This is a genomic window from Chryseobacterium sp. S90, assembly GCF_047444895.1.
Taxonomy (GTDB): domain Bacteria; phylum Bacteroidota; class Bacteroidia; order Flavobacteriales; family Weeksellaceae; genus Chryseobacterium.
The window spans coordinates 46,119-72,024 of the sequence record NZ_JBLGCX010000013.1 but is presented as its reverse complement, the minus strand read 5'-3'; the positions used below and the strand labels follow the sequence as shown (position 1 = coordinate 72,024).

Annotated in this window: 27 protein-coding genes; 15 read left to right on the top strand and 12 right to left on the bottom strand. The window is 35.8% G+C overall.

What is annotated here, in order from left to right:
• Window positions 1-35 precede the first annotated feature (35 nt).
• The 4 genes from ACLMCG_RS22810 to ACLMCG_RS22795 all read left to right on the top strand — a co-directional run bounded on the left by ACLMCG_RS22810 (window position 36) and on the right by ACLMCG_RS22795 (window position 979).
• The gene (locus tag ACLMCG_RS22810) at window positions 36-227 is read left to right on the top strand and encodes a hypothetical protein (RefSeq protein ID WP_142718100.1); all 192 of its coding nucleotides are present in this window, start codon (window positions 36-38) and stop codon (window positions 225-227) included.
• Between the two features lie 27 nt (window positions 228-254).
• Window positions 255-452, top strand: coding sequence for a bacteriocin (locus ACLMCG_RS22805; RefSeq protein WP_223600918.1), 198 nt, complete (start codon window positions 255-257; stop codon window positions 450-452).
• Between the two features lie 40 nt (window positions 453-492).
• Window positions 493-654 carry a hypothetical protein gene (locus ACLMCG_RS22800; protein WP_223600919.1) on the top strand — a complete coding sequence of 54 codons (162 nt, stop codon included), beginning with the start codon at window positions 493-495 and terminating at the stop codon, window positions 652-654.
• A gap of 85 nt (window positions 655-739) precedes the next feature.
• The gene (locus ACLMCG_RS22795; protein WP_413961407.1) at window positions 740-979 is read left to right on the top strand and encodes a hypothetical protein; all 240 of its coding nucleotides are present in this window, start codon (window positions 740-742) and stop codon (window positions 977-979) included.
• Between the two features lie 140 nt (window positions 980-1,119).
• Here the strand turns inward: ACLMCG_RS22795 and ychF are convergent, their stop codons facing one another.
• The 5 genes from ychF to ACLMCG_RS22770 all read right to left on the bottom strand — a co-directional run bounded on the left by ychF (window position 1,120) and on the right by ACLMCG_RS22770 (window position 7,287).
• Window positions 1,120-2,211 (bottom strand): redox-regulated ATPase YchF, encoded by a 1,092-nt coding sequence (gene ychF, locus ACLMCG_RS22790; RefSeq protein ID WP_142718102.1) that lies wholly within the window; start codon window positions 2,209-2,211, stop codon window positions 1,120-1,122.
• Window positions 2,212-2,390: 179 nt separating this feature from the next.
• A complete protein-coding gene (locus ACLMCG_RS22785; protein ID WP_047421761.1) occupies window positions 2,391-2,942 on the bottom strand; it encodes a ferritin in 552 nt (183 codons plus the stop codon).
• 242 nt (window positions 2,943-3,184) lie between these two features.
• A complete protein-coding gene (locus ACLMCG_RS22780) occupies window positions 3,185-4,801 on the bottom strand; it encodes a glycoside hydrolase family 10 protein (RefSeq protein WP_413961406.1) in 1,617 nt (538 codons plus the stop codon).
• 129 nt (window positions 4,802-4,930) lie between these two features.
• Window positions 4,931-6,736 (bottom strand): translational GTPase TypA, encoded by a 1,806-nt coding sequence (gene typA / locus ACLMCG_RS22775; RefSeq protein WP_223600921.1) that lies wholly within the window; start codon window positions 6,734-6,736, stop codon window positions 4,931-4,933.
• A 299-nt stretch (window positions 6,737-7,035) separates the two neighbouring features.
• The gene (locus ACLMCG_RS22770) at window positions 7,036-7,287 is read right to left on the bottom strand and encodes a DUF1294 domain-containing protein (protein WP_413961405.1); all 252 of its coding nucleotides are present in this window, start codon (window positions 7,285-7,287) and stop codon (window positions 7,036-7,038) included.
• A gap of 130 nt (window positions 7,288-7,417) precedes the next feature.
• Here ACLMCG_RS22770 and ACLMCG_RS22765 point away from each other — a divergent pair, with 130 nt between their 5' ends.
• Complete coding sequence (locus tag ACLMCG_RS22765; protein ID WP_413961404.1) at window positions 7,418-7,774, top strand: hypothetical protein; 357 nt, start codon at window positions 7,418-7,420, stop codon at window positions 7,772-7,774.
• A gap of 75 nt (window positions 7,775-7,849) precedes the next feature.
• Here the strand turns inward: ACLMCG_RS22765 and ACLMCG_RS22760 are convergent, their stop codons facing one another.
• Window positions 7,850-8,527: a YceI family protein gene (locus ACLMCG_RS22760; protein WP_413961403.1), complete on the bottom strand. Its 678-nt coding sequence runs from the start codon at window positions 8,525-8,527 to the stop codon at window positions 7,850-7,852.
• 286 nt (window positions 8,528-8,813) lie between these two features.
• On the opposite strand from ACLMCG_RS22760, the gene ACLMCG_RS22755 reads away from it, so the two are divergent.
• Entirely contained in the window at window positions 8,814-10,937 is a 2,124-nt protein-coding gene (locus ACLMCG_RS22755; protein WP_413961402.1) for a Tex family protein, read from the top strand.
• Window positions 10,938-10,970: 33 nt separating this feature from the next.
• Window positions 10,971-11,606, top strand: a complete 636-nt coding sequence (locus tag ACLMCG_RS22750; protein WP_413961401.1) for an HAD family hydrolase — start codon at window positions 10,971-10,973, stop codon at window positions 11,604-11,606.
• Window positions 11,607-11,760: 154 nt separating this feature from the next.
• On the opposite strand, the gene ACLMCG_RS22745 is transcribed toward ACLMCG_RS22750, so the two are convergent.
• Window positions 11,761-13,347, bottom strand: a complete 1,587-nt coding sequence (locus tag ACLMCG_RS22745; protein ID WP_413961400.1) for a right-handed parallel beta-helix repeat-containing protein — start codon at window positions 13,345-13,347, stop codon at window positions 11,761-11,763.
• A 127-nt stretch (window positions 13,348-13,474) separates the two neighbouring features.
• On the opposite strand from ACLMCG_RS22745, the gene ACLMCG_RS22740 reads away from it, so the two are divergent.
• The gene (locus ACLMCG_RS22740; protein WP_413961399.1) at window positions 13,475-14,071 is read left to right on the top strand and encodes an RDD family protein; all 597 of its coding nucleotides are present in this window, start codon (window positions 13,475-13,477) and stop codon (window positions 14,069-14,071) included.
• Window positions 14,072-14,106: 35 nt separating this feature from the next.
• Here the strand turns inward: ACLMCG_RS22740 and ACLMCG_RS22735 are convergent, their stop codons facing one another.
• Window positions 14,107-15,678 (bottom strand): M28 family peptidase, encoded by a 1,572-nt coding sequence (locus ACLMCG_RS22735; protein ID WP_413961398.1) that lies wholly within the window; start codon window positions 15,676-15,678, stop codon window positions 14,107-14,109.
• Between the two features lie 290 nt (window positions 15,679-15,968).
• Window positions 15,969-16,145, bottom strand: a complete 177-nt coding sequence (locus ACLMCG_RS22730) for a histone H1 (RefSeq protein ID WP_047377485.1) — start codon at window positions 16,143-16,145, stop codon at window positions 15,969-15,971.
• 439 nt (window positions 16,146-16,584) lie between these two features.
• Between ACLMCG_RS22730 and ACLMCG_RS22725 the strand changes: the two genes are divergently transcribed.
• A complete protein-coding gene (locus ACLMCG_RS22725) occupies window positions 16,585-18,069 on the top strand; it encodes a M1 family aminopeptidase (RefSeq protein ID WP_413961397.1) in 1,485 nt (494 codons plus the stop codon).
• Window positions 18,070-18,124: 55 nt separating this feature from the next.
• Here ACLMCG_RS22725 and ACLMCG_RS22720 read toward each other — a convergent pair whose 3' ends face one another.
• Window positions 18,125-19,546 carry a PLP-dependent aminotransferase family protein gene (locus tag ACLMCG_RS22720; protein WP_413961396.1) on the bottom strand — a complete coding sequence of 474 codons (1,422 nt, stop codon included), beginning with the start codon at window positions 19,544-19,546 and terminating at the stop codon, window positions 18,125-18,127.
• Between the two features lie 117 nt (window positions 19,547-19,663).
• Here ACLMCG_RS22720 and ACLMCG_RS22715 point away from each other — a divergent pair, with 117 nt between their 5' ends.
• The 5 genes from ACLMCG_RS22715 (at window position 19,664) to ACLMCG_RS22695 (ending at window position 23,983) form a co-directional block, all read left to right on the top strand.
• Entirely contained in the window at window positions 19,664-20,179 is a 516-nt protein-coding gene (locus tag ACLMCG_RS22715; protein ID WP_413961395.1) for a hypothetical protein, read from the top strand.
• A gap of 136 nt (window positions 20,180-20,315) precedes the next feature.
• Window positions 20,316-21,230 (top strand): helix-turn-helix domain-containing protein, encoded by a 915-nt coding sequence (locus ACLMCG_RS22710; protein ID WP_413961394.1) that lies wholly within the window; start codon window positions 20,316-20,318, stop codon window positions 21,228-21,230.
• Window positions 21,231-21,317: 87 nt separating this feature from the next.
• Window positions 21,318-22,523, top strand: coding sequence for an MFS transporter (locus ACLMCG_RS22705; protein ID WP_413961393.1), 1,206 nt, complete (start codon window positions 21,318-21,320; stop codon window positions 22,521-22,523).
• 145 nt (window positions 22,524-22,668) lie between these two features.
• Window positions 22,669-23,127 (top strand): MarR family winged helix-turn-helix transcriptional regulator, encoded by a 459-nt coding sequence (locus ACLMCG_RS22700; RefSeq protein WP_413961392.1) that lies wholly within the window; start codon window positions 22,669-22,671, stop codon window positions 23,125-23,127.
• Window positions 23,128-23,140: 13 nt separating this feature from the next.
• Window positions 23,141-23,983, top strand: a complete 843-nt coding sequence (locus tag ACLMCG_RS22695; RefSeq protein WP_413961391.1) for a universal stress protein — start codon at window positions 23,141-23,143, stop codon at window positions 23,981-23,983.
• Between the two features lie 26 nt (window positions 23,984-24,009).
• Here the strand turns inward: ACLMCG_RS22695 and ACLMCG_RS22690 are convergent, their stop codons facing one another.
• The gene (locus ACLMCG_RS22690; protein ID WP_413961390.1) at window positions 24,010-24,606 is read right to left on the bottom strand and encodes a Crp/Fnr family transcriptional regulator; all 597 of its coding nucleotides are present in this window, start codon (window positions 24,604-24,606) and stop codon (window positions 24,010-24,012) included.
• 100 nt (window positions 24,607-24,706) lie between these two features.
• Window positions 24,707-25,063, bottom strand: coding sequence for a winged helix-turn-helix transcriptional regulator (locus ACLMCG_RS22685; RefSeq protein WP_223600936.1), 357 nt, complete (start codon window positions 25,061-25,063; stop codon window positions 24,707-24,709).
• Between the two features lie 116 nt (window positions 25,064-25,179).
• Here ACLMCG_RS22685 and ACLMCG_RS22680 point away from each other — a divergent pair, with 116 nt between their 5' ends.
• The gene (locus ACLMCG_RS22680; protein ID WP_223600937.1) at window positions 25,180-25,782 is read left to right on the top strand and encodes an FMN-dependent NADH-azoreductase; all 603 of its coding nucleotides are present in this window, start codon (window positions 25,180-25,182) and stop codon (window positions 25,780-25,782) included.
• The last annotated feature ends 124 nt before the right edge of the window (window positions 25,783-25,906 follow it).

The following is a 25,906-nucleotide window of genomic DNA, read 5'->3' as shown; positions in this document are numbered from 1 at the left end:
CATTCGTCAAAACTAACCCATTAAAAATCAAATCAATGAAAAATCAAATCAATCAAACCGGAAAAAAGTTAAACAGAAAAGAATTAATTACAATCAAAGGAGGTCTTATCAACTGTATGGAAGCTGTTCTATGTCCTAACCCTCCTTGTGAGCCTTCTTCTGATCCAAATGGATGTACTATTATCTCTATAAAGTGTGCACAAAAAGAGTGCAGACCACAGTTATAATATCAATTATTCCATAAACAAAATACTATGAAAAAACTGGATCTAAACAAAGGTAAAAGGCTTAACAAAAAAGAACTAAAGTCTATTCAAGGGGGAATGCTAGACTGTATGGAACCTATTCTATGTACTGAATTTCCTTGTGAAACCTATCCACCCGGAGATATCAGAAACTGTACTACCATTTCTGTAGGTTGTGCACAAAAAATCTGCCGACCACAACCTTAAGATTTTTTTAAAATACTTCACTAAACCCAAATTAAGCATTATGAAAAATCAAAACTTAACTAACGGAAAAAAATTGAACAAAAAACAATTAAGAGTAATTACCGGAGGAAAAGAAATGTGTCTTCTACCAGACCTTACTTGTAAGAAGTATTCACTTGCCTGTGCAGAATTACAATGCCAGCCAATCATTGAGATTGAATAATATCAATACATTGCCCTTCTTCATATGAAGAAGGGCTTTTTTAAACTTCAAAAAAACTAATACCTGATTCATTTAAATTATTACCATGAAAAAACAAATGTTAGAGAACGGAAAAAAACTAAGCAAGAAAGAACTGAAAACAGTAGCTGGAGGAAAAAAAATATGCATGTACAATGGCGTATGTACTCAAGTGGGTCTTACATGCATGGAGCTTCAGTGTCAGACTGCAGAGCTAAAATGTACAGATATTGTTGGCAACTGTATTAGTATCTCTTTAGATTGTATAGAGCCAAAATGCCGGTTTGAAATAGGTATTCCGCTGTAAAGATAAAATAACAGAACTGCTCCCTGGAGTCAGAGAGCATTTTTTAAGCAGTAGCATCTGTTTTGAACTGCACATAAATGCAAAAAACGCTCCCAAATACATGGAAGCGTTTTTTATTATAAACGAACTTTAATATTTTCTTATACATTGAATCTGAAGTGCATGATGTCTCCATCCTGTACTACATATTCTTTACCTTCTACAGAAAGTTTTCCGGCTTCTTTGATTTTTACTTCAGAACCGTAAGTGATATAATCGTTGTACTTGATTACTTCTGCACGGATAAATCCTTTCTCAAAGTCTGTGTGGATTACTCCTGCAGCCTGTGGAGCTGTCCATCCCTGTCCAATAGTCCATGCTCTTACTTCTTTCACTCCAGCAGTAAAATAAGTCTGAAGTTTCAAAAGATCGTAAGCTTTTCTGATCAAACGGTTAACTCCCGGCTCAGTAAGACCTAATTCTTCAAGGAAAATTTCTCTTTCTTCAAAAGTTTCAAGCTCATTGATATCAGCTTCTATCTGTGCAGCTAATACAACTACTTCCGCCCCTTCATTCTTAGCCATTTCTTCAATCTTACCGATCCAGTCATTTCCGTTTTTGATAGAATTTTCATCTACATTACAAACGTAAAGTACAGGTTTGTTGGTTAACAACTGAACTTCTCCGATAATTGCTTTCGTGAAATCATCGGTAGCAAATTCTCTTGCGTTTTTACCATCTTCAAGGAATTTCTGTAAATTCTGAAGTGTTTCGTAAGTAAGGATATCTTCTTTCTTCCCTGACTTGATGAATTTCTTAGCTTTTTCAACTGCTTTCCCTACTGTTTCAAGGTCCTTCAGCTGAAGCTCTATATCAATAATTTCTTTATCTCTTAAAGGATCTACAGAACCTTCAACGTGGATGATATTTCCGTTATCAAAGCATCTTAAAACGTGAATAATTGCTTCACACTCACGGATATTAGCCAAGAACTGGTTCCCCAATCCTTCTCCTTTGCTGGCTCCTTTTACAAGACCTGCAATATCAACAATCTCAACTACAGCTGGTAAAACTCTCTCAGGTTTTACGATTTTCTCCAGTTCAAACAGTCTCTGATCCGGTACAGAAACCGTTCCAAGGTTCGGTTCAATAGTACAGAAAGGATAGTTTGCTGATTGAGCTTTTGCATTACTCAAACAGTTAAAAAGAGTTGATTTACCTACATTCGGCAGGCCTACGATTCCACATTTCATATTGTAAAATTCAAAGTTTAAGGTTTAGGGGTAACCCAAGGTTTCTCCAACTTTAAACATTGAACTCTGAACCTTGAATTACGAGTGTGCAAAGATAGTGATTTTTGAGAGAGTTTCATAATAAAAAAATCTGCCAATATTCTGACAGATTTTCTAAAGGTTCGGATTCACCGGCTGTTTTATGGATTATCTCCCGTAGCATTCTGGGCCAGCGGAACATCATTCGGTGCTTCCTGTAAAGTTTTATCTAAAGTAAATAAAGACTCATCGGTAGCTCTGTCACCACCAGCGATTTTTAATTTATCAATTAAGTTTTGAGCTAATGTTTCTTCTTCAATCTGTTCCTGTACAAACCACTGCATAAAATTCCACGTTGCCCAGTCTTTTTCTTCCATCGAAAGATCTACGATTCTGTAAATAGCGGTTGTATTGTCAACTTCATGTTTAAAAACGCCATCAAAACAGGCTGTAAGGCTGTCCGGATCTGCTGGAGGAGCTGGAATAGCATCTACTTTTGGTTTTCCGCCTCTGTTTAAAATGTATTCCATGAATTTGATTGAATGATTTCGCTCTTCCTGAGCATGGCGGTAAAGAAAGTTAGCAATTCCCTGATAGCCTTTATCATCGGCCCAAATCCCATAAGATAAAAAAACGTGTGATGCATGAATCTCTTTATTCATCTGGTCACTAAGTGCTTTTTCCATGTTGGTGGAAAGTCTGTTAGTATTCATAATGTTATATTTTGGTGATTATGGGATGAATCATGCAAAAATGATTCCGATGCAATTTATGTTTTAAACATAATTATTTATTTGCGTTTTTTATTTAATTGAAAATCATTATTTTAAACTGATAGTTTATAGTTATTCTAAAATAAAACCCAGTTCTATTGGAGAACTGGGTTTTTATTTATCATTGAGATTACTTCACCTAAAGGTTCGCAATGACATATTTAGAGTGAGTTTTATCCCAACTATTTAATTCTTCTTGCTGTATAGTCACTTTCATTTCCTAATCTGTCGATAGCTTTTATAGCAACTGCACTCAGCTTTTTACCGTCTTTAAATTTAGGAATGTCTTTTGAAAGGGTATCCAGCGTCAAAATTTCGGTTTGCCATACTCCACTGTATTGAGTAAAAAGAACCCACTGGAAAACATCAGCAGCATTTTTTGTACTCCAGCTTGTCTGTGCAAAGCTTCCGTTGTCTGCAATAAACAATGTAGGAGTCTGCAGTGGAACGGTCTTTATCCATGGAGATTTCGGTACTAATGCTTTTTCACTGTACGGCCCGTTTTTCAGAGCAGGCAGCATATTCGGATTTTTAGTAAGTCCTGCAATACTCCAGTGAATTTCTCCGGCATCATTTTTCAGGATATTTCTTGAGATTGCAATCTGGTTTTTAATTTCGGTTGGACGGTCTGATACTTTAACCTCAACGGTGTTCAAGCCTGGCCATAAATGGCGATTCATCGTATTTTCAGACTGCCACCAGCTTAACAGGGCTTCAAAACTTTGTCCTTTGGAATCAATTGGCCAGTAAAGCTGTGGTGAAAAGTAATCTACCCAGCCTTTATTTAACCATAATTTAGCATCTGCATATAGCTCGTCAAATTGTGAAGATCCTACTACTCCTGCAGGGTATCCGGGTTTCCAGATTCCGAACGGGCTGATTCCGAATCGTACATTATTTTTTTCAGCATGGATTTCTTTATAGATACGTTCTACAAATTTGTTAACGTTATCTCTTCTCCAGTCTGCTCTAGATAATGTACCGCCACTGTTTACATAAGCATTCCATGTTGCATTATCAGGAAAATCGGCTCCTCTGTTATAGGTTGCGTAAGGATAGAAGTAATCATCAAAGTGTACGGCATCAATGTCATATCTTTTCACAATGTCTCTTACTACATTGGATACATGGCCTTGTGTTTTTAGATTGGCGGGATCAAACCAGTACATTCCGTTTTTTAATCTTAAAACAATATCGGACAGTTTATTGGCCATTGACAGATTATTCACGGCACCACCGTTGGTATGGTGTGCGCGGTAAGGGTTTAACCAGACATGCAGTTCCAAACCTCTTTTGTGAGCTTCTTCTATCCAGAACTGAAGTGGATCATAGTTCGGAAATGGCGCTTTTCCTGTTTCGCCGGTCAGAAAGTAAGACCAAGGTTCAATATTACTTGTATAGAGGGCATCCGCTGAAGGTCTGATCTGAAAAATAGCAGCATTGAAATTGTTATCTCTCAACATATCAAGCATACTGATTGCTTCTGCTTTCTGCTGTTCTACCGTAAGATCATTTCTTGAAGGCCAGTTGATATTGGCTACACTAGCGATCCATGCTCCACGAAATTCTCTTTTGATTTCCGGAAGATTGGTTCTGAAATTTTCTTCAGTTGAGGCTGTAGTTCCTGTAGACGGTTTTGTTGTTACAACAGGTACTTTTGGCGGGGTTGTATTATTGGTGGGTTTTGTAGGATTCTTCGTTGAAGGTGTTTTTACAACATTGTTCTGAACGGAACAAGAGGTAGTGTAAGATGCAAAAACGCCCAATAAAACGATAAGTTTTAATTTATTCATTCTCATAGTCACAAAACTACTTTAAAATTTATTTTTATTTTCAGAGATTATTATGCCAAAATAAGCATTTTAATGGGTTGACACAGAAAAAAAGCCCCGAAAATCGAGGCTTTATTATATTTTAAGAATTTCGGATTATGCTTTCGCTCCTCTTTCTACTCTTTTTCTTTCTTCTTCTGAAAGGATTTTCTTTCTCATTCTGATGAAGTTTGGAGTTACCTCAATAGCTTCATCCCCTTGGATATATTCCATACATTCTTCAAGAGAGAATAAGATTTTCGGAGCAACACCAGTATCTTTATCTTTTCCAGAAGCTCTCATGTTGTTCAACTGTTTTGCTTCTACGATGTTTACTACCAAATCTCCCGGCTTGTTTTGCTCACCGATGATCATTCCTGTGTAGATTTCCTCACCCGGATCAACGAAGAACTTACCTCTATCCTGTAATTTAGCGATAGAATATTCTGTAGCAGGACCTGTAGTTTTGCTGATCAAAACACCATTGTTTCTTCCAGGAATAGTTCCTTTGAAAGGCTTGTATTCTGTGAAACGGTGTGCCATAATAGCTTCCCCTGCAGTAGCTGTCAACATCTGAGAACGTAGTCCGATCAAACCTCTTGAAGGAATTTCAAACTCCATGTGCTGCATTTCACCTTTAGTTTCCATGATGTGAAGGTCACCTTTTCTCTGAGTTGCCAAGTCGATTACTCTTGAAGCAAATTCTTCAGGAACGTCAACAACTAAAGATTCATAAGGCTCACATTTTTCACCATCAATTTCTTTGAAGATTACCTGTGGCTGACCAATAGTCATTTCATAACCTTCTCTTCTCATTGTTTCGATCAAAACTGATAAGTGAAGAATACCTCTACCGAAAACAAGGAATGTGTTCGCATCGTCTGTCTGCTGAACTCTTAATGCCAAGTTCTTCTCTAATTCTTTTGTTAATCTTTCTTTCAGGTGGTTAGAAGTAACATATTTACCATCTTTACCGAAGAAAGGTGAGTTGTTGATAGAGAACGTCATGTTCAACGTAGGCTCGTCAATGGCAGTTCTTTCCAATGGTTCAGGATTTTCAAGATCAACGAATGAATCACCAATCTGGAAAGCATCAAAACCTACTACAGCACAGATATCTCCTGCTTTTACTTCAGTTACTTTTTTCTTTCCTAATCCTTCGAAAACGTAAAGTTCTTTTACTTTTCCTTTTACAATTTTACCTTCAGCCTGAGCAAGACCAATCCACTGAGATTCTTTGATCTCACCTCTTGTCACTTTCCCGATTGCAATTCTTCCTAAGAAAGAAGAGAAATCAAGAGAAGTAATCTGCATCTGAAGATTTCCTTCTGTTACTTTCGGTTCAGGAACATATTGTAAAATACCATCTAATAGTGGTAAAATGTCTTCAGTCTGCTCTAATGACGTGTTGAACCAACCTTGTTTTGAAGATCCGTAGAATGTAGGGAAATCCAATTGCTCTTCTGTAGCCTCAAGGTTGAAGAATAAATCAAATACCTTATCGTGAACTTCGTCAGGGCGGCAGTTTGGCTTATCTACTTTATTGATAACCACTAATGGTCTCAATCCTAATTCCAATGCTTTCTGTAGTACGAATCTTGTTTGTGGCATTGGTCCTTCGAACGCATCTACCAACAAAATAACCCCATCAGCCATTTTCAATACTCTTTCTACTTCTCCACCAAAATCGGCGTGACCAGGAGTATCAATTACGTTAATTTTTGTGTCTTTATAAGTAACAGAAATATTCTTGGATAAGATAGTGATCCCTCTTTCTCTTTCAAGATCGTTGTTATCCATAATTAACTCCCCACTCTCCTGATTTTCTCTGAAAATGTTGGTAGCGTGAATGATCTTGTCAACCAAAGTCGTCTTTCCGTGGTCAACGTGTGCGATAATCGCAATATTTCTAATGTTTTGCATAAAAGATTTTTACGGGTGCAAAAGTAGTGATTTTTAATGAAAAAATATTTACTTATGTAAATATTTAATATTATGTTTAAAATACTTATTTACAAGACAATAAAAAAAGAGTGTTAAAAAACACTGTTTAAATTATCTATGTGCATGTCATTTCTACCATGAATCTATTACAGGCAGTTCTCCACATATAATATCATATCCAGATTCCTGATATTGTTTGTTTATTTGTTATTAGCATAATAAAATAATATTATTTTAAAATATTTAACATTAAAAAAAACAACATGGGTTTCTTTATATCAATGTCTTATCAGTCGGTAAAAAATTACCAGATCAATTAATACCACAATAAAAAATTTCACAAGAAATGATTTTTTGGAAACTTTATGATTGAAGATCATCATTCCGGAGGCTGCTCCTACAACACCTATAAGAGAAATTCCTAAAAGCGTATTTTCTGAAATTCTCCATTTCTGTTTTTTGGCTTGCCATTTATCAAAACCAAAGATACCAAATGTCATCAGATTAGCTATCAATAGAAAAGGAATCATTTTAAAATTAATTTAAAACAAAAATAAAGTTTAATTTATATATAAGAAAATTCATAATCCTAAACCAAAGCATTTATATTATCATCAGATAAGATTTTATAAATTTGCCCTCCGTTAAAATAACAAATCAATGACAGTACACGATCTGGCAGGAAGCTATGCTATTGAAGGAAGTAATCAGGAAGAATCTGACCAGCCGTCTTATCACGGCATACTCACCTTAGCTATTGATGAAAACAACCGTATTATTGCCCAATGGGTAATTGGTGATCATCTGCAAAATGGTACAGGATTCTATAAAGATCATATTTTAGTCATCAATTTCAACTACGAAGGAGAAGATCACAAAATCTATAAAGGAGTTGCTGTATACCGTTATTTAAGTAAAGATATATTAGATGGTTTCTGGTCTGAAAAACATGGTAATCCTTTGTATTTAGGGAGCGAATATTGTGTGAGAATTCAGAATTCAAGGATTTTGAATTGATTTTACAACGAATATAAACAACAAAACGGGCTGCCTTTATCAAGACAGCCCGTTAGTTATTACAATTTCAATAACTTATTTTTTAGCCTTTACATCGATAGCAATCTCGATATCTTTGCTGATCATCCATTCTGCCGGATCTGCTTCTGAAGTCCCGAATTTAAGTCCCCAGTCTGCTCTGTTTACTGTAAATTTAGCCTGAATAGCAGCTGAATTTTCTGCTACATCTACTTTAGCAGGGAAAGTAACATTCATTGTTTTTCCTGATAACGTAAGGTTTCCGCTTACTGTTTTATTAGCTCCTGCTACAGCATCTTTTGGTGCTTCTTTCAAATCTGTAACACTTGTAATTTTGAAATCTGAAGTAGGGTTTTTCGCTACATCAAAGAAATCAGGATTTTTCAGGTGAGCTTCAAGATCTGCTGGTTTTTTATCTTTTTCTGTTACTGAAGCCGGATCTACTTTGATAGAGTTCATATCGATTACGAAATTTCCTGCAGAAACCTGCCCTCCATCAACACTAAGATCTCCAGATTTTACAGTAAGTGTTCCCCAACGTGGAGCCATTCCTCCTTTGTGGGTAGCCTTCCAGTTTACTACTGAACCTACTGTATCTATTGCAAGTACTTCACCTTTGCTCTCTGCTACTGTTTGCTCCTGAGCTGTAGCAGCAGCATCTGCCGTTTTTCCTTTATCACATGATGCTAAAAGCAATCCTACTCCTACTAATGCAATTACGCTAATTTTTTTCATATTGAACTGTTTAAAAAGTTTGTTGAAATTTTGTTGTTTTCGGGTACAAAAATAGAAAAACCAATTCGGAGGTACCTTATCATACATCAAGAAATACAATATTTATATTATTTGCATTCATAAATCCACTTACGGGACACCTCTGTTCTATATTGTGAATCATAACTGATTGGGTAATTCTGATTCTTTATTGTTTCATTACATTTTGTAGTAATCAGGCTTTTTTATAGTTGTATTTCTATTTTTTCATCCCAAAACCCTATTTTAGCTATCCGAAAACAGAACAATGACGACCGTAGAATTTATACAGAAGCAGCTCAACATTTCTGAAAAGAGCATCAACAATACTTTACAATTATTAGCAGAAGACTGCACCATCCCATTTATTTCACGTTACCGAAAAGATAAAACCGGGAATCTTGATGAAATACAGATCGAACAAATATCAAAGATCAGCAAACAGTTTGAAGACATTATCAAGAGAAAAGAATCTATCTTAAAATCTATAGAAGAACAGAATGCACTAAGTCCTGAGCTTCAACAGAGAATTGAAGACAGCTTTGATATTCAGGAGCTGGAAGATCTATATCTTCCGTTCAAAAAACGCAAAAAAACAAAAGCTGATACCGCTAAGGAAAAAGGATTGGAACCTTTAGCAAGGATCATTATGAGTCAAAAAAATAATGACATCCAGTTTCTGGCTTCAAAATATCTGAATAATGATGTTACCTCCGAAGAAGAAGCGCTTCAGGGAGCAAGAGACATCATGGCAGAATGGATTAACGAAAATATGTATGTCCGTAAGAATCTCCGCAGACTCTTTCAGCGGAAGGCAGTTGTTACTTCCAAAGTTGTAAAAGCTAAAAAAGATGAGGAAGATGCTCAAAAATTCTCCCAATATTTTGAATGGGAAGAAAGCCTTAGCAGAACGCCTTCTCACAGACTTCTGGCCATGTTACGAGCGGAAGCGGAGGGCTTTGTAAAAACAAACGTAGGAGTAGATAAGGAAGAAGCCATTGACTTTATTGAAAAAGCGATTATAAAATCTAACAATGAAAGTTCAGACCAAATTGCATTGGCCATAAAAGACAGTTATAAAAGACTTCTGGAACCCGCTATCTCCAATGAAGCATTACAGGAAGCCAAAGAAAAAGCAGATAAAAAAGCAATTGAAATATTCTCTGAAAATTTAAGTCAGCTTTTGCTTGCTCCTCCTTTAGGAGAGAAAAGAATCCTGGCAATAGACCCGGGATACAAAAGCGGATGCAAAGTGGTGTGTCTGGATGAAAAAGGAGATTTACTGCACAATGAAACTCTTTATCCTCATGCTCCGCAGAATGAAAGCGGGATGGCTATGAAAAAGATACGTTCTATGGTGAATGCTTATAATATTGAAGCAATCTCTATCGGTAACGGAACAGCAAGTCGTGAGACAGAATTTTTTATCAAAAAGATTGCTTTCGATAAACCGCTGCAGGTTTTTGTAGTTTCGGAAGCCGGAGCTTCAGTGTATTCTGCCAGTAAAATTGCGAGAGAAGAGTTTCCAACATATGATGTAACGGTGCGTGGAGCAGTTTCTATCGGAAGAAGACTTTCTGATCCATTAGCAGAATTGGTAAAGATTGATGCCAAATCTATTGGAGTTGGTCAATACCAACACGATGTAGATCAAACCCAACTGAAAAATGAATTGGATTCTACAGTGATGAAATGTGTAAATTCTGTAGGAATTAATTTAAATACAGCCAGTAAATCGCTTTTAAGCTATGTTTCCGGAATTGGCGAGAAAATGGCGGAAAACATTGTCAATTACCGCGCTGAAAACGGAGCATTTGAAGATAGAAAACAGCTTAAAAAAGTTCCGAGACTTGGAGAAAAAGCTTTTCAGCAGGCAGCCGCGTTTGTAAGAATTGCGAATGCTAAAAACCCACTGGATAATTCCGCTGTACATCCGGAAGCTTATGGAATTGTAGAAAAAATAGCCAAAGATTTAGGAATTAAAACCCATGAATTGATCGCCAATAAGGAAAAAATAGCTCTTGTAAAACCGGAAAGTTATATCACGGGTGAAATCGGGATTATAGGAATCAAAGATATTTTAAAAGAACTTGAAAAACCAGGATTGGACCCAAGAAAGGCCGCCAAAGTATTTGAATTTGATCCTACTGTTAAAAGCATTAAAGATTTGAAAGCAGGCATGATTCTTCCTGGAATTGTCAACAATATTACAGCGTTCGGATGTTTTGTAGATCTTGGAATCAAAGAAAGCGGACTGGTTCATATTTCCCAGTTGAAAGACGGTTTTGTATCAGATGTCAATGAAGTGGTAAAACTCCACCAGCATGTTCGTGTAAAGGTAACCGAAGTAGATGAAGCAAGAAAAAGAGTGCAGCTGAGTATGATTTTGTAATTTTTAACCGCAGATTAACATAAAATATTTATTTTGAACACAAAGAATTTAATTTTCGATCTTGACGGAACATTATGGGATTCCAGAGCGACCATCATTAAAATATGGAATGAAGTACTGGGTAGACATCAGTTAATCCAAAGAGAACTTAAGCCTGAAGATATGAATCAATATATGGGATTATTGGCTCATGATATTATAAAAGATATTATTCCGGGTATTTCAGACCTGCAGGCTCAGGAACTTCTTTCTGAAATTGTAGCCGAAGAAAATAAAATACTGCACATACAGGGTGGGATTTTATATGAGGGTGTAGAAGAAACTTTAAAGAGTCTTGCCGACACCCACTCTCTTTTCATTGTAAGCAATTGCCAGGACGGTTATATTGAATCATTTTTAGACTATTATCAGTTCAATGATCTGTTTGTTGATTTTGAATCTCATGGACGAACTCAAAAACCAAAATCTGAAAATATACAGCTCCTTATGGAAAGAAATGATTTAACAATCGAAGACTCTGTATACATTGGTGACACTCAAACTGACTATAATTCAGCAGACACTAACGGATTGCCGTTTATTTTCTGTAAATACGGATTTGGAAAATTGAATAATGCAGAACATAAACCTTCGGTTTCAAAATTTCATGAACTTAAGAAGTTTATTTAGATTAAAAGATAATTATCATTGATAATGTTTTTTAGTAACGTGAAAGTTAGACGCTGGAAAAATAATAATAATATTTGACTAAAAATAGAAATCCGTCTCACAATACATTTTGTGAGACGAATTCTTTTTCGTCTAAAATAATTAGATTTTAAATTTATGATTCCTGTACAGGAGCTGTCAATAAATTTTTGTAATTATTATTAAGAAGTCTCAATTTTACAGTAGTATTTAAAAATCTGTATGGAGTAACAGCCTTTAATACTGTATTCCCTACAATTTCATATGTTTCCTGAAAAGTCTGCTGTTCAGGATTTTTTTCTGAAACACCTATGAATTCTACAAAAATACCATATTTCATATCGATTACGTTTCCTATCAACTTATTGTTTCTTAACGAGATCTCTTTGTTTTTTGTCCCACGTAGAGTAATACCCGTTAATAAATCCTCCAAACCAGAATTTCTCATTCCTGGATTTTCAACAGTATTAAAGTTGGCAGACAACAGATAATTATGCGCTTCAATTATGATTCCGTTTTCCTGTGTTGTCTTAATGTTATTATGACATACTTCCACTCCTTTCGTATGCGATATATAGATTCCGGCAAAGGCTATGTCATTCACCACATTATTGGAAATAACACCCAGGTCTACAAATCTTATATTAATTCCGTGCTGACCTGCATTTCTGACCACATTTCCAGAAACAACTACATTTTTTGCATAAAGCAAAGGAATCCCCGGGCTTGTATTATTGATCAAAATGCCATCTCCGCCTGCGCCTGTATTTTCAACAATATTATTAGAGATCACAACATTATTGCTTACATAGTTTGCATGATCACTGTTTTGAAGCTTAATACCTATTTTAAGGGTATTCCGTACTCTGTTTCCGATTACTGTAAGATTTGAAATCCCTGAATCAAGATACATTCCATGCTCCAGAATAGTATTTGCAATATCATTATCTGAAATACTGATGAAATTAGAATTTTCAGTGATATAAATTCCCTGTGATGAATTTTCAAAATAATTTTTAAAAATGGTAATATTTTTACCCCCTACAACAATACCCATATTATCCTTTCTATAACCGGATTCCTGCGTTGCCCAACTGTAGTCAAATGAATTTTTAACCTTATTGAATCTAAAAATCAGGCGTTCCATTTCACCTAATCCTGAAACTGGGGAGTAAGTGAAATTTTTAAATACATTTTTCTCAATAATAAGATTTTTTGCACCATAACAAAGAATTCCTACATTTCTGGAACTGGCATTCACAACATAATCAATCCCTTCTCCCTCAAAAGTAAATCCTGTAATAGAAATATTTTCCTTTTGTTCACAGTTAAAAATTTCTGCTTTGGCTGCATTTTGTTTTATAGTACATTTATTGGACAGAACTTTTTGATTATTCTGAAGGTAAAGCGTTCCATTAATTTCAATTGACACTTCATCAAAAAAAGTATTATATCCCAAAGCAAGAGCTTTGTTAATACGTTCCGTAACCATTGATGCTGTGATGCCTGCTTCTTTAATATTCCACCACAATACATTGATATATCCTAACCATTGTCTTTCATAAAAATCATTATCCTTTTTTCTGTAAATAACCCCATCTTCAACAGCAGCACCAATTTTTTTATAAACAACAGCCTCGTGAGTATAATTGTCTATCAACTGCACAACATCTTCGTTAGGATAGCTATTACCGGATGTGAAAAAAGTATTTGCGTAAATCATATTTTTTTGTTTTTTGGTTTAAATTAAATAGTAAAATATTCTTTCATTAACTTTACTGTACAAATATAACCGACCACTGCGACAGAACTTGACGTGTTTTATCAAGCTTCTATTTTATTTTTGAATGATGGAAAAAACTAAAACTACAAGAACACAATTGAAAATATCAACACTTAAAATAAAGAAGATAATTCACAGACCTACCCGATCCTTTGATGAATGGGGAAACAGAATCTATAAAGAATTTGAATATGAGCTCCCTTATAATCCTGCTCATAAAGGAAATGAAACAGAACGTCTTTTTGCCAAGGTGATTGATATGATTCCATTTTTCATACTATTCGTCTTTATATTCCATTTACCTGCTATTCTTGGTATTATATTTTCTATTCCCTGTGTGATTATTTCCGGAACCTTTTGTGAATGGTATTTCGGAACCACCTTAGGTAAGAAAATTTTTAAGCTTAAGATTCTTGACGACAATGGAAATCAACCGGGTTTTATCAAATCATTGCAAAGAAATATTTTAGTTCTGACTAACTTCTGTCCAATTTTTACAGAGTATACCTCAAAAACAGTTGCAATGGGAACACAAACTGGTACAAAGATGAATTTCAGTATGCATCTAAATAATAAGATCTGCAAAACTTATATCGTGAAAGAAAGTAAATTAATAGAAATCAAAGAACTATTAGCACAGGAAAATAAAAAGGCTGTCCATTGAGACAGCCTCTTTACTCTTTATATAATAAAAAACTTTTACTTATAATCCTTAGAACTTCTTCTAGGCTCTTTTACTTCCGGCCATTTTACCGTTTCTCCTTTGTCATCCTGAGGCATTGCTCTCTTCTCTCTGTTGGTGAATTCCGGGTCTTCAGAAGCCATATAAGCTAATGCTGCCGTTAAGATCACATTGTTTTTCACCTCATCAAAAACAATTTTATCATAGGTATCTTTTGTTGTATGCCATGTATATCCAAAATATCCCCAGTTCAGAGAACCTAAAGAAAAACCTGGTACTCCGGCAGCCACAAATGAAGCATGATCAGAACCACCACCGCCTGGCATTCCAGGGAAATCAGTTTTAATGTGGCTTTTTACAGCCTTTGGAACTCCATCAAGCCATTTTCCTATATAATCATAAGCTTTTACAAATCCCTGACCACTGATATTCACAACACGTCCTGTTCCGTTATCCTGATTAAAAGCAGCCTGCACTCCTTTTATAATGTCAGGATTATCCACCACAAAACCTCTGGAACCGTTTAATCCCTGCTCTTCACTTCCCCAAAGTCCTATAACGATAGTTCTTTTGTTATTAGGATAATATTTTTTAAGAATTCGCATGGTTTCCAGCATTGTAATCGTTCCCGTTCCGTTATCCGTAGCGCCCTGAGCTCCGTCCCATGAATCAAGGTGAGCCGAAAGAATTACATATTCATCCGGTTTTTCCTTTCCTTTAATCATCCCAACAGTATTGAAACTTTTGGCTTCAGGAAGTATTTTAGACTGGGCATCAATTTTTATTTTAGGAAGCGTACCTTTTTCTGCCATTCTGTAGAGCATTCCATAATCTTCCACATCAATATCAATCATGGGAATTTTGGTTGTTTTTGCTCCGAATATTCTGTTAGCCCCCATAATTCCGGTCCAATTGGAAATAGCAATTCCTGCTGCTCCTGCTTTTTCCAAGGCTTCTGGAAGACTGTTATTGTCATATCCGATATTCTTCACATAGGCAGTGAAATCTTTAGCTGCCTGTTCTTTTTCTGCTTTAAGCTTTTCATACAGTTCAGGAGTGGCAAATTCTTTGATTTGCTCATCAGAACGTCCGATTTTCTGGTACTGTGCCATCAGCACTATTTTCCCTTTTGCGGAAGGAAGCCATTGATCAAACTCTGCTTTGGATGATACCTTTGGAAGAATTACTACTTCTGCCTCAATTGCTTTTTTAGTAGCCGGACTCCATGCAAGCTGTGTGGCAGCCAAAGATTTTACACGCGGAAACGTCATATCCACATGAGTAGTTCCTCTCTGCCATCCTTTCCATGTTCCAAACTGCTGAAGATTGGCATCTACTCCCCATGAGCGAAGTTTACCTGCGCTCCATTCATTAGCGGCAAGCATTTCGGGAGTTCCTACAAGACGCGGCCCGATACCGTCCAACAGCTCATATGCCAGGTTTTCCAGCTGGGAATTATTATTTACTTCATCTACAAAACTTTTTACGATAGGGTTTAGCCTTTCTTTTGGGTCAACCTTTACCTGAGCCCAGGAAAACTGAGCAGCCAGCACTACTGCAGGCACTGCAAAAAATCTATTTATCCTCATAATATATATTGATTGGTTTAAAGATAAAGGAAATTGAGGAGATGGTGAAAGATTGAGCCTAAAAAAGAGGTTTTCCAGTGACATTATCAATATTTTCACATGAAAACAATAACAAAAATCCGCTAATAACTATAATTCATAAAAAAACTATCAATATGACAGTTTAGATTAGCATTAATAATTGTGTAGATATAAATTCAGAAGCGTAAAGAAAATAGCAGTTTAAATACACTTTACGATATTGAATTACCGCAAAAAAAAGCCGGCTTCAAAAGCCGGCTAAAAGTAAATTATTTTTTAGCTTCTTCTACAGAAACTTTTCTGAAGTCTTTGAACAATTTGCTTAGTTCAAGAGCTGCTTTACGAGCTCTTGTACCAGCTGCCTTGTTTCCTTTTTCTGCTTGTTGGTTTGCCTCAGTTGTGAACGCTTCAAATTCTGCGTTGATTTTTTCAATTAGTTCTTTCATTTATTTAAAAATTTAGGCTGCAAATATAGGTTTTATGGTGATTCCAGCCTAGCTGGAGCGAAAAAAGTTTAAGATAAATGGCTAAAATATTCACTTCCACCTCCATAAAAATATATTTTGGAGTGATTTAGTCCCTGAAAACAATCATAAAACACGGTTCCAATCCTTATCTGAGGTCTTCTGAAAGAAGTTTTTCTTTTGGCTGGGTTTCATTATTTTGGCTTATAAATCTTTAAATAATGTATCAAAAAAATGATATCATAATTTCTGGTTTTTAGAAAGAAATTGATGCTGGAAAACGGAGACAGGAAATTATAAAGTTCATAAAGAATAATTACGCTCTGTATTTTTATCATTTTTAAGTTTGTTCATCGTATAAAAATGCCAGCAACACAGAAGTTCTTGAATTTTATTATAAATTTGAAAAAACTACTTATCCATGGTAAAAAAATTATTCATCCTGGCTTTATTATTACCTCTACTCACCTATTCTCAGAACAAAATAAATTATAAAATCTATTATGATACAGATCTTGAGCAAAACGGGCTAAAAGTTCAGGTTGATTACATCCTTAAAAAACCATCAGATACCATCTCCTTTTATTTTGCCAATGAAAACTGGGGTGAAAATAATCTCTTCAACAATCTTACAATATCAAAAGACGAAAATCCGGATATAACTTTTGAGACCCTCCCGGAAAAGAGTCAAATAAAGGTCAGGATGAAAACAGGAGATAAAGTTTCTTTTATTTATCATATAAAACAGGATTTTAAAGATCCTGATTATAAAATATTCAACCGTCCCAGAATTAACAATACATTCTTCCACGTTTTGGGTAAAAACTTATTCATTGTACCCATATCGTTTACAAAGATTCCGGAAGACAGAGAATTTGAATTTTCCATTGAATGGATAAATTTCCCTATGAAATTCAGACTACACAATAATTTTGCTACACAGGCTCGGGCCCAGAACATCAAAACAACACTTTGGGAAGGATTTTACAACTCACTGTTTATAGGAGGTGACTACAGATTTTATTCTTTTAAAATACAAAACAAACCTGTTTATCTTGCATTAAGAGATCAATGGCAAAACGGATTTACGGATGAGTTTCTATTTTCAAACCTCAAAAAAGCGATACAGTCACAAAGAGATTTCTGGAAAGATTATGATCAAGATTATTATACAGTTACCTTAACCTCTACCGTTTCACAAAAGGACAGTCTTTTCAAAGGATACAGCTCAACAGGATCCGCTATCAAAAATGCATTTATGATTCAGGGAACCAATAATCCTTTTAACAACAAAAGTGCCTACCTTTATCTTCTTCATCATGAGTTGATGCACGAATGGATTGGAAATAAAATCCAAAATAAAAACGAAGAGCTTAATTATTGGTTTAGCGAAGGCTTCACCGATTATTATACTTATAAAAACAGACTTCGGATCAAAGATATTTCTATAGATGAATGGCTCACATTATTCAATACTGAAGTCATTCAAAATCATTGGAAGAATCCACAGCGAAATATTCCGAATTATAAAATAAAAGATGATTTCTGGAAAAGCCGTGATATAGAAAAGATACCCTATAGACGAGGAGCAATTTTTGCTTTCTGGCTGGATAATCAGATTTTATTAAAAACCCGCTACAAAAAATCTCTGGATGTTTTGATGCGTGAATTATTGAAGGTCTGTACGGAAAAGAAGCTCAAGTTTACAGATGAACTTTTTCTCGATATAGCTCATCACTACTTGGATGAAGATATTACTTATTTCTTTCAGAAACACATCATTTCAGGGGAAGATATTAACCTTACCAAAGAAAAATGGATTGACGGTTTTGATTTTAAAATGATTGACAATATCCCCCAATTGGAAATTGACAAAAGCAAGAATCTAAAATATGGTCTCAATTAAACTTTATCCATAAAGGATATGGTCAATTCGCTATATGTAACATCACATAAAGTCTTTATGTTCCAAGTAACAACTTCTTAGCCTTTTCACCTGCATTTCCCAATAAGATTAGGCTTTCGGGAGTAATTCTTTCTGCAAAAACAATCCGGAAATGAAATTGATATTTATCCGTAAAAGAAAAGGTGTCCCCGGGAGTAAATAAAATCTGGTGCTTTTCACAATACTCGTAAAATCTTTCCATATCCATATTCTCCGGAAGCCTTCCCCAAATGCTGTATCCACCCTGAGGCCTGTGAAAATAAGAACCTTCGGGAAAGGAACTTTTTAAAGTGTCCAATATCTGAATAGCCTGCTGATTGAGCTTTTTTCGGAACGAACGCAAATGTCTTTCATAACTGCTTCCCTGTAACAGTTTCAAGACCAATTCCTGATAAACAGGAGAAACCGATCGTCCCAAAGAAAACCTCGCTCTTTCAGATTTTGCGTAAAAATCACCTGCATAGAGCCAACCTAAACGAATTCCCGGCGCCAATGTTTTTGAAAATGATGAATAGGTCATGACCAATCCTTTGGTATCAAAACTTTTAATACATCGGGGTCTTTGTTCACCGAAATAAAGATCGGAATACATGTCATTTTCAATAATACACAAACGATGTTGTTCTGCAATACTCAACAATTCGGCTTTAACCTCATCACTCATTAATACGCCTGTAGGATTGTGAAAATTCGGAGTTACAACCAAGGCACGAATATCGTTTTCAGCGCAAACTGTTCTGAAATATTCCGTATCAAAACCACTTCTGTAATGAACAGGAATTTCGATCACTTTAAGATCGAGATTAGCAATAACTTCCAATATAGAGAACACACAAGGGCTGTCAACAGCAACCACATCTCCAGGTTTGGTAACCGATTTCAAAGCGATCGTGAGTGCTTGTAGTGCACCATCGGTAATAATTATTTCATCAGGATTTAAAATACAGCCATAAGTTCCCATCTGTTTTGCAATCTGTTTCCTTAATGTTTCCAGGCCATTTGAAGGGTAATATCTGAGCAGTGCTGCCCCTTTCTCACGAATTACTTCCTGCATCGTTCTGAGGATGAGTTTCTGCGGAATCAGCAAATCTCCGGGTACAGCTGTGTTAAAAGAACTGGATTCTGATGTTCTTTTGGAAGTCAGCATCATATTTTTCATAAATTCGGCATCTCTTACGACCACAGGCAGCTTTGTTCTGACTTCCGGAATATGCTCTTCCTGAATTTCGGCAACAAAATATCCTGACCTCGGATGACTCTTGATTAATCCTTTAATCAGAAGATATTCAAACCCGCTTTGTACAGAACTTGTACTGAGCTTGTATTTTTCTTTAATTTCCCGAACGGACGGAAGTCTGTCATTTTCCTGCAAAATCCCACTGCGAATCTGTTTCTCTATTACTGCTGTAAAAATTTCGTACTTATAAGATTTTATCATAACACATCAACTGTACTGAACAAATTTATAAAATTATCTTTCTGTACCGATTATATTTTAGCAAACTGTATCCCTTTTAAATTGATTAATCTTATAATTTTGAATAAAAAAAATCCCATGGATATCATTTCAAAATTTACAGTAGGTTCTGAAGAGGGAATTTCTGATCTTATAGCCATTATTGATTCTTCTGTTTATGCTTTACACAAAGATTTTATTACGGAAGAGGAGATTAAAAAATACATTCACAATGAAATAGATCCGAGAAAAATGATCAATGACCTGAATGATCTCTCCAACCAGCTGATCATGACGTATGCAGATCAGAAACCTGTCGGATACAGTATTATTAAAAGTGGTTCTCTGCACCCTGGCATACCGGAAGGAAAAAGAGCAACAGAAATCAGTTTTGTGATTCTTTCAGAGTTTGATCTTCCTGAAACCAGGCAGTCGCTTTGGAAAAAATGCAGATCAGCAGTGAGTTTTACGGATATCGTATGGACCAATATGCTGGATCATGATCCGCTTTCGGAGTTTTTAAAAGAGTCTGGTTTTGTACCTTGTGTCAGTTCAAAAGCTGACCCATTCCTGCTTCCATCCCATATTTTAGAATTGGAAATTAATAAAAGTTAGGTGACCACAGATCTCCTTTCTATAATTTTGCACTCATATTATTGAGAGGAGCTATCATTCCTATTTTTTTATTTCACTTAAAATTATTTTGAGTGAGCAATCGTTTTATTATCTTTGATTTTTATAATTTTTACTTATGAGCGATCAGCTGGAAACTATAGAAGATTATTACAAACGCATCCGTAAGAACCAGATCAAAATGTTTGATTCTGAGGATTTTGAAATGGGTAAATCTCATTTCAACATTTCAATGCGGAAATACTGCAGTTTTAAGAGTCCTTACAACCGCCGTGATTATTATAAAATCAGTTTTATCATTGGAAAAGGGACCATTCATTATGGCACACATCAGCTGTATATTGACCGTCCTGCATTATTCTTTCCTTCTCCAAGCATCCCCTACTCCTGGGAGTGCGAAAGTGATTTGCAGGAAGGATATTTCTGTCTGTTCAACCAGGAATTTTTTAACGGAAATTCAGAATTTAATCTGTTTAAAAAGACTTCAATGTTCAAAGAATGGAGCAAGCCTGTCGTTTTCCTGACAGAGGAACAAACTCATCTGGCTACTCTTTATTTTGATCAGATTTACAGAATGAATAATTCTGCTTATCCCTTCCGTTGCAGCAGTATCAAAAGCAATCTGGCATCCGTTATGCATCTGGCAATGGAAAACCGTGTGGAAGACATCAATCCTAATGAACTTCCTGCAAATGTGCGTTTATACAGATTATTTGATGAACTGCTTAACAAACAGTTTCCCCTGGACTCTCCTGCTTATCCGCTTGCTTTAAAAACTCCTTCGGACTTTGCCGATCACCTTAATGTACATGTGAATCATTTGAATTCCTCGGTAAAATCTGTAACCCATCTCACTACAACGCAAATCATTAAAGAAAAGATGTTTGAAGAGTCTAAAAATCTGCTGAAGTATACCAACTGGGACATTGCTCAGATCGGTTATACCTTAGGTTTTGATCAGCCTGCACATTTTAATAACTTTTTTAAAAAACATGCCCGGACTTCACCATTAAAATTCAAGAATTTAGCTTAATATTTGATTTTTGTAATTTTTACTTTGTCTTTTAAAATTCACTTTCTTATTTCTTGACTTATTTTTGCATTGTAAAAATGAATGAATATGTTGAGAGAAGCATCCGAAAAAAGAATCAGATTAATTACCATTATGGCTTTCGTGTCTATCCCGCTTTCCGGGTTTGTCACGGATATATATTTACCATCGTTCCCTTCTATGGCTAAAGAAATGATGGTTTCAGAAAAAGATATCCAGATCACTCTGACCTCGTATCTTCTTAGCTACGGAATTTCCCAGTTATTTGTGGGAGGAATTCTGGACAGTATCGGCCGCTACCGCCCTAAACTGATCGCATTGTTTCTTTTGATCCTGACCAGTATTTTAATTACAATGACCAACAGCATTTTATTAATCTGCCTGCTTCGTATTCTTCAGGGAGCTGCTGTTTCAGTACTTGTGGTGGCTACACGGGCTATTTTTGTGGATATTTATGATTCTGAGAAAGTGAAGCACTATTTGAGTTACTTCACAATTGTATGGTCGTGCGGGCCTATTCTGGCACCTTTTCTGGGTGGTTATCTTGAGAAAATCTTTAACTGGCATGCTAATTTTTATTTCTTAGCGATATACGCCGGGGTTCTTTTCCTGTTTGAATGGTTCTTCAGTGGAGAGAGTCTTCCTCAGAAAAAGAAACTGGACCTGTCAGAGAATATCAGCCTTTACAAAATGATGCTTAAGAACAGGATTTTCATGCTGGGAATTTTCATATTAGGGCTGAGTTACTCTATCGTTATGTTATTTAATATTACCGGACCATTTATTATTGAAAACACTTTTCATTTTACTCCGGTTGTTATTGGATATTGTACATTGATCCTTGGTTTCTCTTGGATGATCGGTGGTTTCATCGGGAAACGCAGGCTGACTCTTGATTTCAAGCCAAGAATTCTGCAGCCTATCCTTTTACAGCTTATTCTGATTGCGGGATTGATTATCACCAGCTATTTCGCAGAAAGTCTTTTTATTATGATTCCTTTTGCCTTTTTCATTCATATCTGTTCCGGAATTTTATTTACCTCGTTCTTTACGACAAGTATGCTTTACTTTCCTAAAAATGCGGGAACTGCCGGCGGACTGATGGGTGGACTGGTCTATGTAATCACTTCTGTGACAAGCTTTATCATTTCAGTAAGCGGAAATGTAAGTGAGCAAAAAGATCTTTCCTGGCGTTACCTGATCATTGCATGTTTGCTTTTAGGGATTATCCTTATTATGCATCAGGCCGTAAAAAAAGAAAAAGCAGAGAACTAGTCTCTGCTTTTTTTATAGCTCTCATATAGTAATCCTTCACTTAATTAGTTTTAATTAAAACTAATTTTTCGTATATTTGTTAAGGTAAGCAGTACTGAATTTCTTTCAAATCATCTCTTGCTTTGTAATATCATTATTATACAATATGCCTGAAAAACAGAACAATATATCAGAATTAGCACTGGAGCTTGGCCTGGCGATGAGTGAAATGAAAAGCAGGCTTCGACAAAAGATTCAGACCAAGATTAATGAGTATGATCCTGATCTTTCTTTTGAACTGATTGAGATTCTCGGACTGCTTTCACGCAATAATGGTATTAACCAGCAGGAAATAGGAAATAAAGTAAGTAAAGACAAATCAAGCATTACTTACCTCATCAACAATCTCGTAAAACGGGATCTTGTTGAGCGGATCGCTGATAAAAACGACCGGAGAAACAAACAGATCTTTTTGACTCCAAAGGGTGAGAAAATCGTTGAAACAGTTTATCCATGGGCATTAGACCTTTACAAAAAGGCGGTTGGCAATATTGATGAAGAGGAGATCAGCAAAGCACTGCTTTTAGTAAAAAAAATGACAGCAAACCTGGAGAATCAGGACTAAAACATAATACAATATGAAAACAATCCTTGTACCCATTGATTTTACATCAACTACGGAAAATGCAGTAAGAGTAGCCGCAGACTGGGCAAAAACCTACGAATATCAAAATATTATCTTACTAAAAACAGCAGGAGAATCCGAATTTGATTATCTGCATATTGCAGAAGGACATTCATTTGTCAACGAAGAAAGTGTCAACAATCTGTTGCAGAGAACGGAATTATTATTCGATCAGTTAACAGAAATCATAACAGAAAAATCACCTGAAATAAAAGTTTCCAGGATATTAAGTGACTGGGCTCTTACCAGAAGCATCAATGAGCTTTTAAAAAATCAGCCTTCTGTAGAGTTGATTATTTTGGGAAGTGATGACCATACCTCCACCACTGAGAGCTTTGTTTCCGACAATATCATTAGCATTGCAAGAACGAGTCCTGTGAAAACCTTAATTGTTCCTAACAGCTATCACTATACTCCTATCAAAAATATATTTATTCCTTGTGATATAAAGGGAATCAAAAGACTGGAAAGATTGTTTCATCACAAATCTGTTATCCATAAACAGGATGTGCGTCTGATGTTTTTGAATATCAATACCCGTGAGAAAGAAGATGAGGATAAAAAAAGAGAACTGGAAGAGTATATTCGTGAACGTTTGACGGAGATTCCGAGCAGTATTCATTATTCTCATGATGAAAATGTCATTAAAGGAATACTCACTTTTGCAGCCTCTAATGAAGCGGACCTTATTATTGCTTTGCCAGGCCAGCACAGCTTCCTGTATTATCTGGCAAGCAGAAGTATTTCTGAAGGAATTTATCAGAACACCCAGCAGCCCGTATTGATTTTAAAATAATAAATTATAGAGTGAATGATTGAAAGCTAATAGTAAATTTTGGTGCTTTCAATCTTGACAAGTTTCAGTTCCTGCATTTTTTTAACATATCTGATCACAGTCTCTACCCTAAGCCCGGTAAGAGTGGCTATCTGCTGTCTGGTATAGGGAATGAGAAATGAATAGGCTTCCTCAAATCCAAAATACTTTTTAAGATGATCAAAAAGCTTCATAAGCTTGACTATAGGATCCGAAATCGCCAGGAAACTGGAAATCATATACCTGAAATGCAGTCTGTCAGCTGTATATCTGTTAATCTCGAGCATTAATTCAGGTTTTTCCAAAAGCATTTCCAGAAAATTAGTCTTAGAAATCTTAATAATCTCGCAGCTGGTTACAGCAATAGCATTAATGGCATAATGATGGCTGGTAAATAAATAGCTTTCACCAATGCAGTGACCATCAAAAGGGAGTCCGTGAACAAATTCTTTTCCGTCTTCTAAAAAAGTATTCAGTTTCACAGTACCATGCCTGATCTGGAAATAATATTTAGCTGCAGTTCCTTCTTTAAAAATAGAATCTGCCACATCATATTTTTCCAGAATGGCTCCCCGGGAAAATAATAAGTCTTCACATATGATCATCTTGCCATTATTTTTGAGTAAAAATACTTAAAGTGTAAGCTATCTTGCAACTTATCAAATACCACAAAACACTGTATTTACTGACATCAACATTCGTTTATTAAGCTGTAATTTTCTTTTTATGTTTTGTTCCCCAGTCAGCAAGCGCTGCAATAACGTCTTTTAGTGATTCACTGTATTCTGTATGAACATACTCTACCAAGACCGGTTTCTGATCGGTAAGAACGGTTCTTTCCACTAAATGGTTGACCTCCAGTTTTTTCAATTCGCTGGAAAGGACTCTTGCTGAAATGCCATTAATCGTTCGCTGTAACTCGTTGAACCGTGTATGTCCGCCCAAAATAGCGATCATTACCCGGATGGTCCACCTGCCTCCCAAAACGTACAAAGCATCCTCAGTAGCAGACAGATGCGTACTGCATTGAGGCCTTGAATACACTATTTTTTCTTCTTCCATTGTCTTTGTTTTATCTGGTTACTAACCTAAATGTTATTACTAACCTTTTGGTAACTACTATATTTTTATTAGTAAATATAGATAATTTTGAAACATCAATTTTAAAAAAATAAAAAATGAAACGAGTACTTCATATTATCTCCAGCCCAAGAAGCGAATCATCAATCAGTAAAAAACTGGGAAATGCTGTTGTAGAAAAAATCACGGCAAAATATCCTGAAAGTGTTTTTAAAAAACGTGATCTGGCCAACCCGCTTTTTCCTCATTTAGAGGAAGCCCATATCAATGCCTTTTTTACTCCGGAGGAAAACCGCACGCCAGAACAGTTGGAAACTGTAAAACTTTCAGATACGGTAATTGCTGAACTGCATGAAGCTGATATTATCATTATTGAAGCTCCATTGTATAATTTCAGTATCACCTCTACCCTTAAATCATGGCTTGATCATATTGCGAGAGCGGGAAAAACGTTCAGCTATAGCGAAAACGGTCCTGAAGGTCTGGTAAAAAATAAGAAAGTATACCTTGCTTTTTCAAGTGGCGGTGTATATTCTGAAGGGGAAAGGCAGGCGTATGATTTTGTAGTTCCTTACCTAAAACAAACTCTTGGATTTATGGGAATGACGGATATTTCTGTGGTCCGTGCTGAAGGTCTTTCTGTCCCGGTGATTCAGGAAACAGCTCTGCAAAAAGGAATTGAGAGTATAGTTGTTGAGTAAAAATTAAAAAATGCTGTTCTTATGGAGCAGCATTTTTTATATCGGCTTTCAAATAGGTAAAGAAATGTTTACATCATAAAAACAACAATTCCCTCAACATATGTAAAAGCTTTTCTTGTTTTTA

Excerpts from the sequence above, each read along its gene's own strand:
- ACLMCG_RS22810 (WP_142718100.1), top strand. The coding sequence starts at position 36 with ATGAAAAATCAAATCAATCAAACCGGAAAAAAGTTAAACAGAAAAGAA.
- ACLMCG_RS22805 (WP_223600918.1), top strand. The coding sequence starts at position 255 with ATGAAAAAACTGGATCTAAACAAAGGTAAAAGGCTTAACAAAAAAGAA.
- ACLMCG_RS22800 (WP_223600919.1), top strand. The coding sequence starts at position 493 with ATGAAAAATCAAAACTTAACTAACGGAAAAAAATTGAACAAAAAACAA.
- ACLMCG_RS22795 (WP_413961407.1), top strand. The coding sequence starts at position 740 with ATGAAAAAACAAATGTTAGAGAACGGAAAAAAACTAAGCAAGAAAGAA.
- ychF (WP_142718102.1), bottom strand. The coding sequence starts at position 2,211 with ATGAAATGTGGAATCGTAGGCCTGCCGAATGTAGGTAAATCAACTCTT.
- ACLMCG_RS22785 (WP_047421761.1), bottom strand. The coding sequence starts at position 2,942 with ATGAATACTAACAGACTTTCCACCAACATGGAAAAAGCACTTAGTGAC.
- ACLMCG_RS22780 (WP_413961406.1), bottom strand. The coding sequence starts at position 4,801 with ATGAGAATGAATAAATTAAAACTTATCGTTTTATTGGGCGTTTTTGCA.
- typA (WP_223600921.1), bottom strand. The coding sequence starts at position 6,736 with ATGCAAAACATTAGAAATATTGCGATTATCGCACACGTTGACCACGGA.
- ACLMCG_RS22770 (WP_413961405.1), bottom strand. The coding sequence starts at position 7,287 with ATGATTCCTTTTCTATTGATAGCTAATCTGATGACATTTGGTATCTTT.
- ACLMCG_RS22765 (WP_413961404.1), top strand. The coding sequence starts at position 7,418 with ATGACAGTACACGATCTGGCAGGAAGCTATGCTATTGAAGGAAGTAAT.
- ACLMCG_RS22760 (WP_413961403.1), bottom strand. The coding sequence starts at position 8,527 with ATGAAAAAAATTAGCGTAATTGCATTAGTAGGAGTAGGATTGCTTTTA.
- ACLMCG_RS22755 (WP_413961402.1), top strand. The coding sequence starts at position 8,814 with ATGACGACCGTAGAATTTATACAGAAGCAGCTCAACATTTCTGAAAAG.
- ACLMCG_RS22745 (WP_413961400.1), bottom strand. The coding sequence starts at position 13,347 with ATGATTTACGCAAATACTTTTTTCACATCCGGTAATAGCTATCCTAAC.
- ACLMCG_RS22740 (WP_413961399.1), top strand. The coding sequence starts at position 13,475 with ATGGAAAAAACTAAAACTACAAGAACACAATTGAAAATATCAACACTT.
- ACLMCG_RS22735 (WP_413961398.1), bottom strand. The coding sequence starts at position 15,678 with ATGAGGATAAATAGATTTTTTGCAGTGCCTGCAGTAGTGCTGGCTGCT.
- ACLMCG_RS22730 (WP_047377485.1), bottom strand. The coding sequence starts at position 16,145 with ATGAAAGAACTAATTGAAAAAATCAACGCAGAATTTGAAGCGTTCACA.
- ACLMCG_RS22725 (WP_413961397.1), top strand. The coding sequence starts at position 16,585 with ATGGTAAAAAAATTATTCATCCTGGCTTTATTATTACCTCTACTCACC.
- ACLMCG_RS22720 (WP_413961396.1), bottom strand. The coding sequence starts at position 19,546 with ATGATAAAATCTTATAAGTACGAAATTTTTACAGCAGTAATAGAGAAA.
- ACLMCG_RS22715 (WP_413961395.1), top strand. The coding sequence starts at position 19,664 with ATGGATATCATTTCAAAATTTACAGTAGGTTCTGAAGAGGGAATTTCT.
- ACLMCG_RS22710 (WP_413961394.1), top strand. The coding sequence starts at position 20,316 with ATGAGCGATCAGCTGGAAACTATAGAAGATTATTACAAACGCATCCGT.
- ACLMCG_RS22705 (WP_413961393.1), top strand. The coding sequence starts at position 21,318 with ATGTTGAGAGAAGCATCCGAAAAAAGAATCAGATTAATTACCATTATG.
- ACLMCG_RS22700 (WP_413961392.1), top strand. The coding sequence starts at position 22,669 with ATGCCTGAAAAACAGAACAATATATCAGAATTAGCACTGGAGCTTGGC.
- ACLMCG_RS22695 (WP_413961391.1), top strand. The coding sequence starts at position 23,141 with ATGAAAACAATCCTTGTACCCATTGATTTTACATCAACTACGGAAAAT.
- ACLMCG_RS22690 (WP_413961390.1), bottom strand. The coding sequence starts at position 24,606 with ATGATCATATGTGAAGACTTATTATTTTCCCGGGGAGCCATTCTGGAA.
- ACLMCG_RS22685 (WP_223600936.1), bottom strand. The coding sequence starts at position 25,063 with ATGGAAGAAGAAAAAATAGTGTATTCAAGGCCTCAATGCAGTACGCAT.
- ACLMCG_RS22680 (WP_223600937.1), top strand. The coding sequence starts at position 25,180 with ATGAAACGAGTACTTCATATTATCTCCAGCCCAAGAAGCGAATCATCA.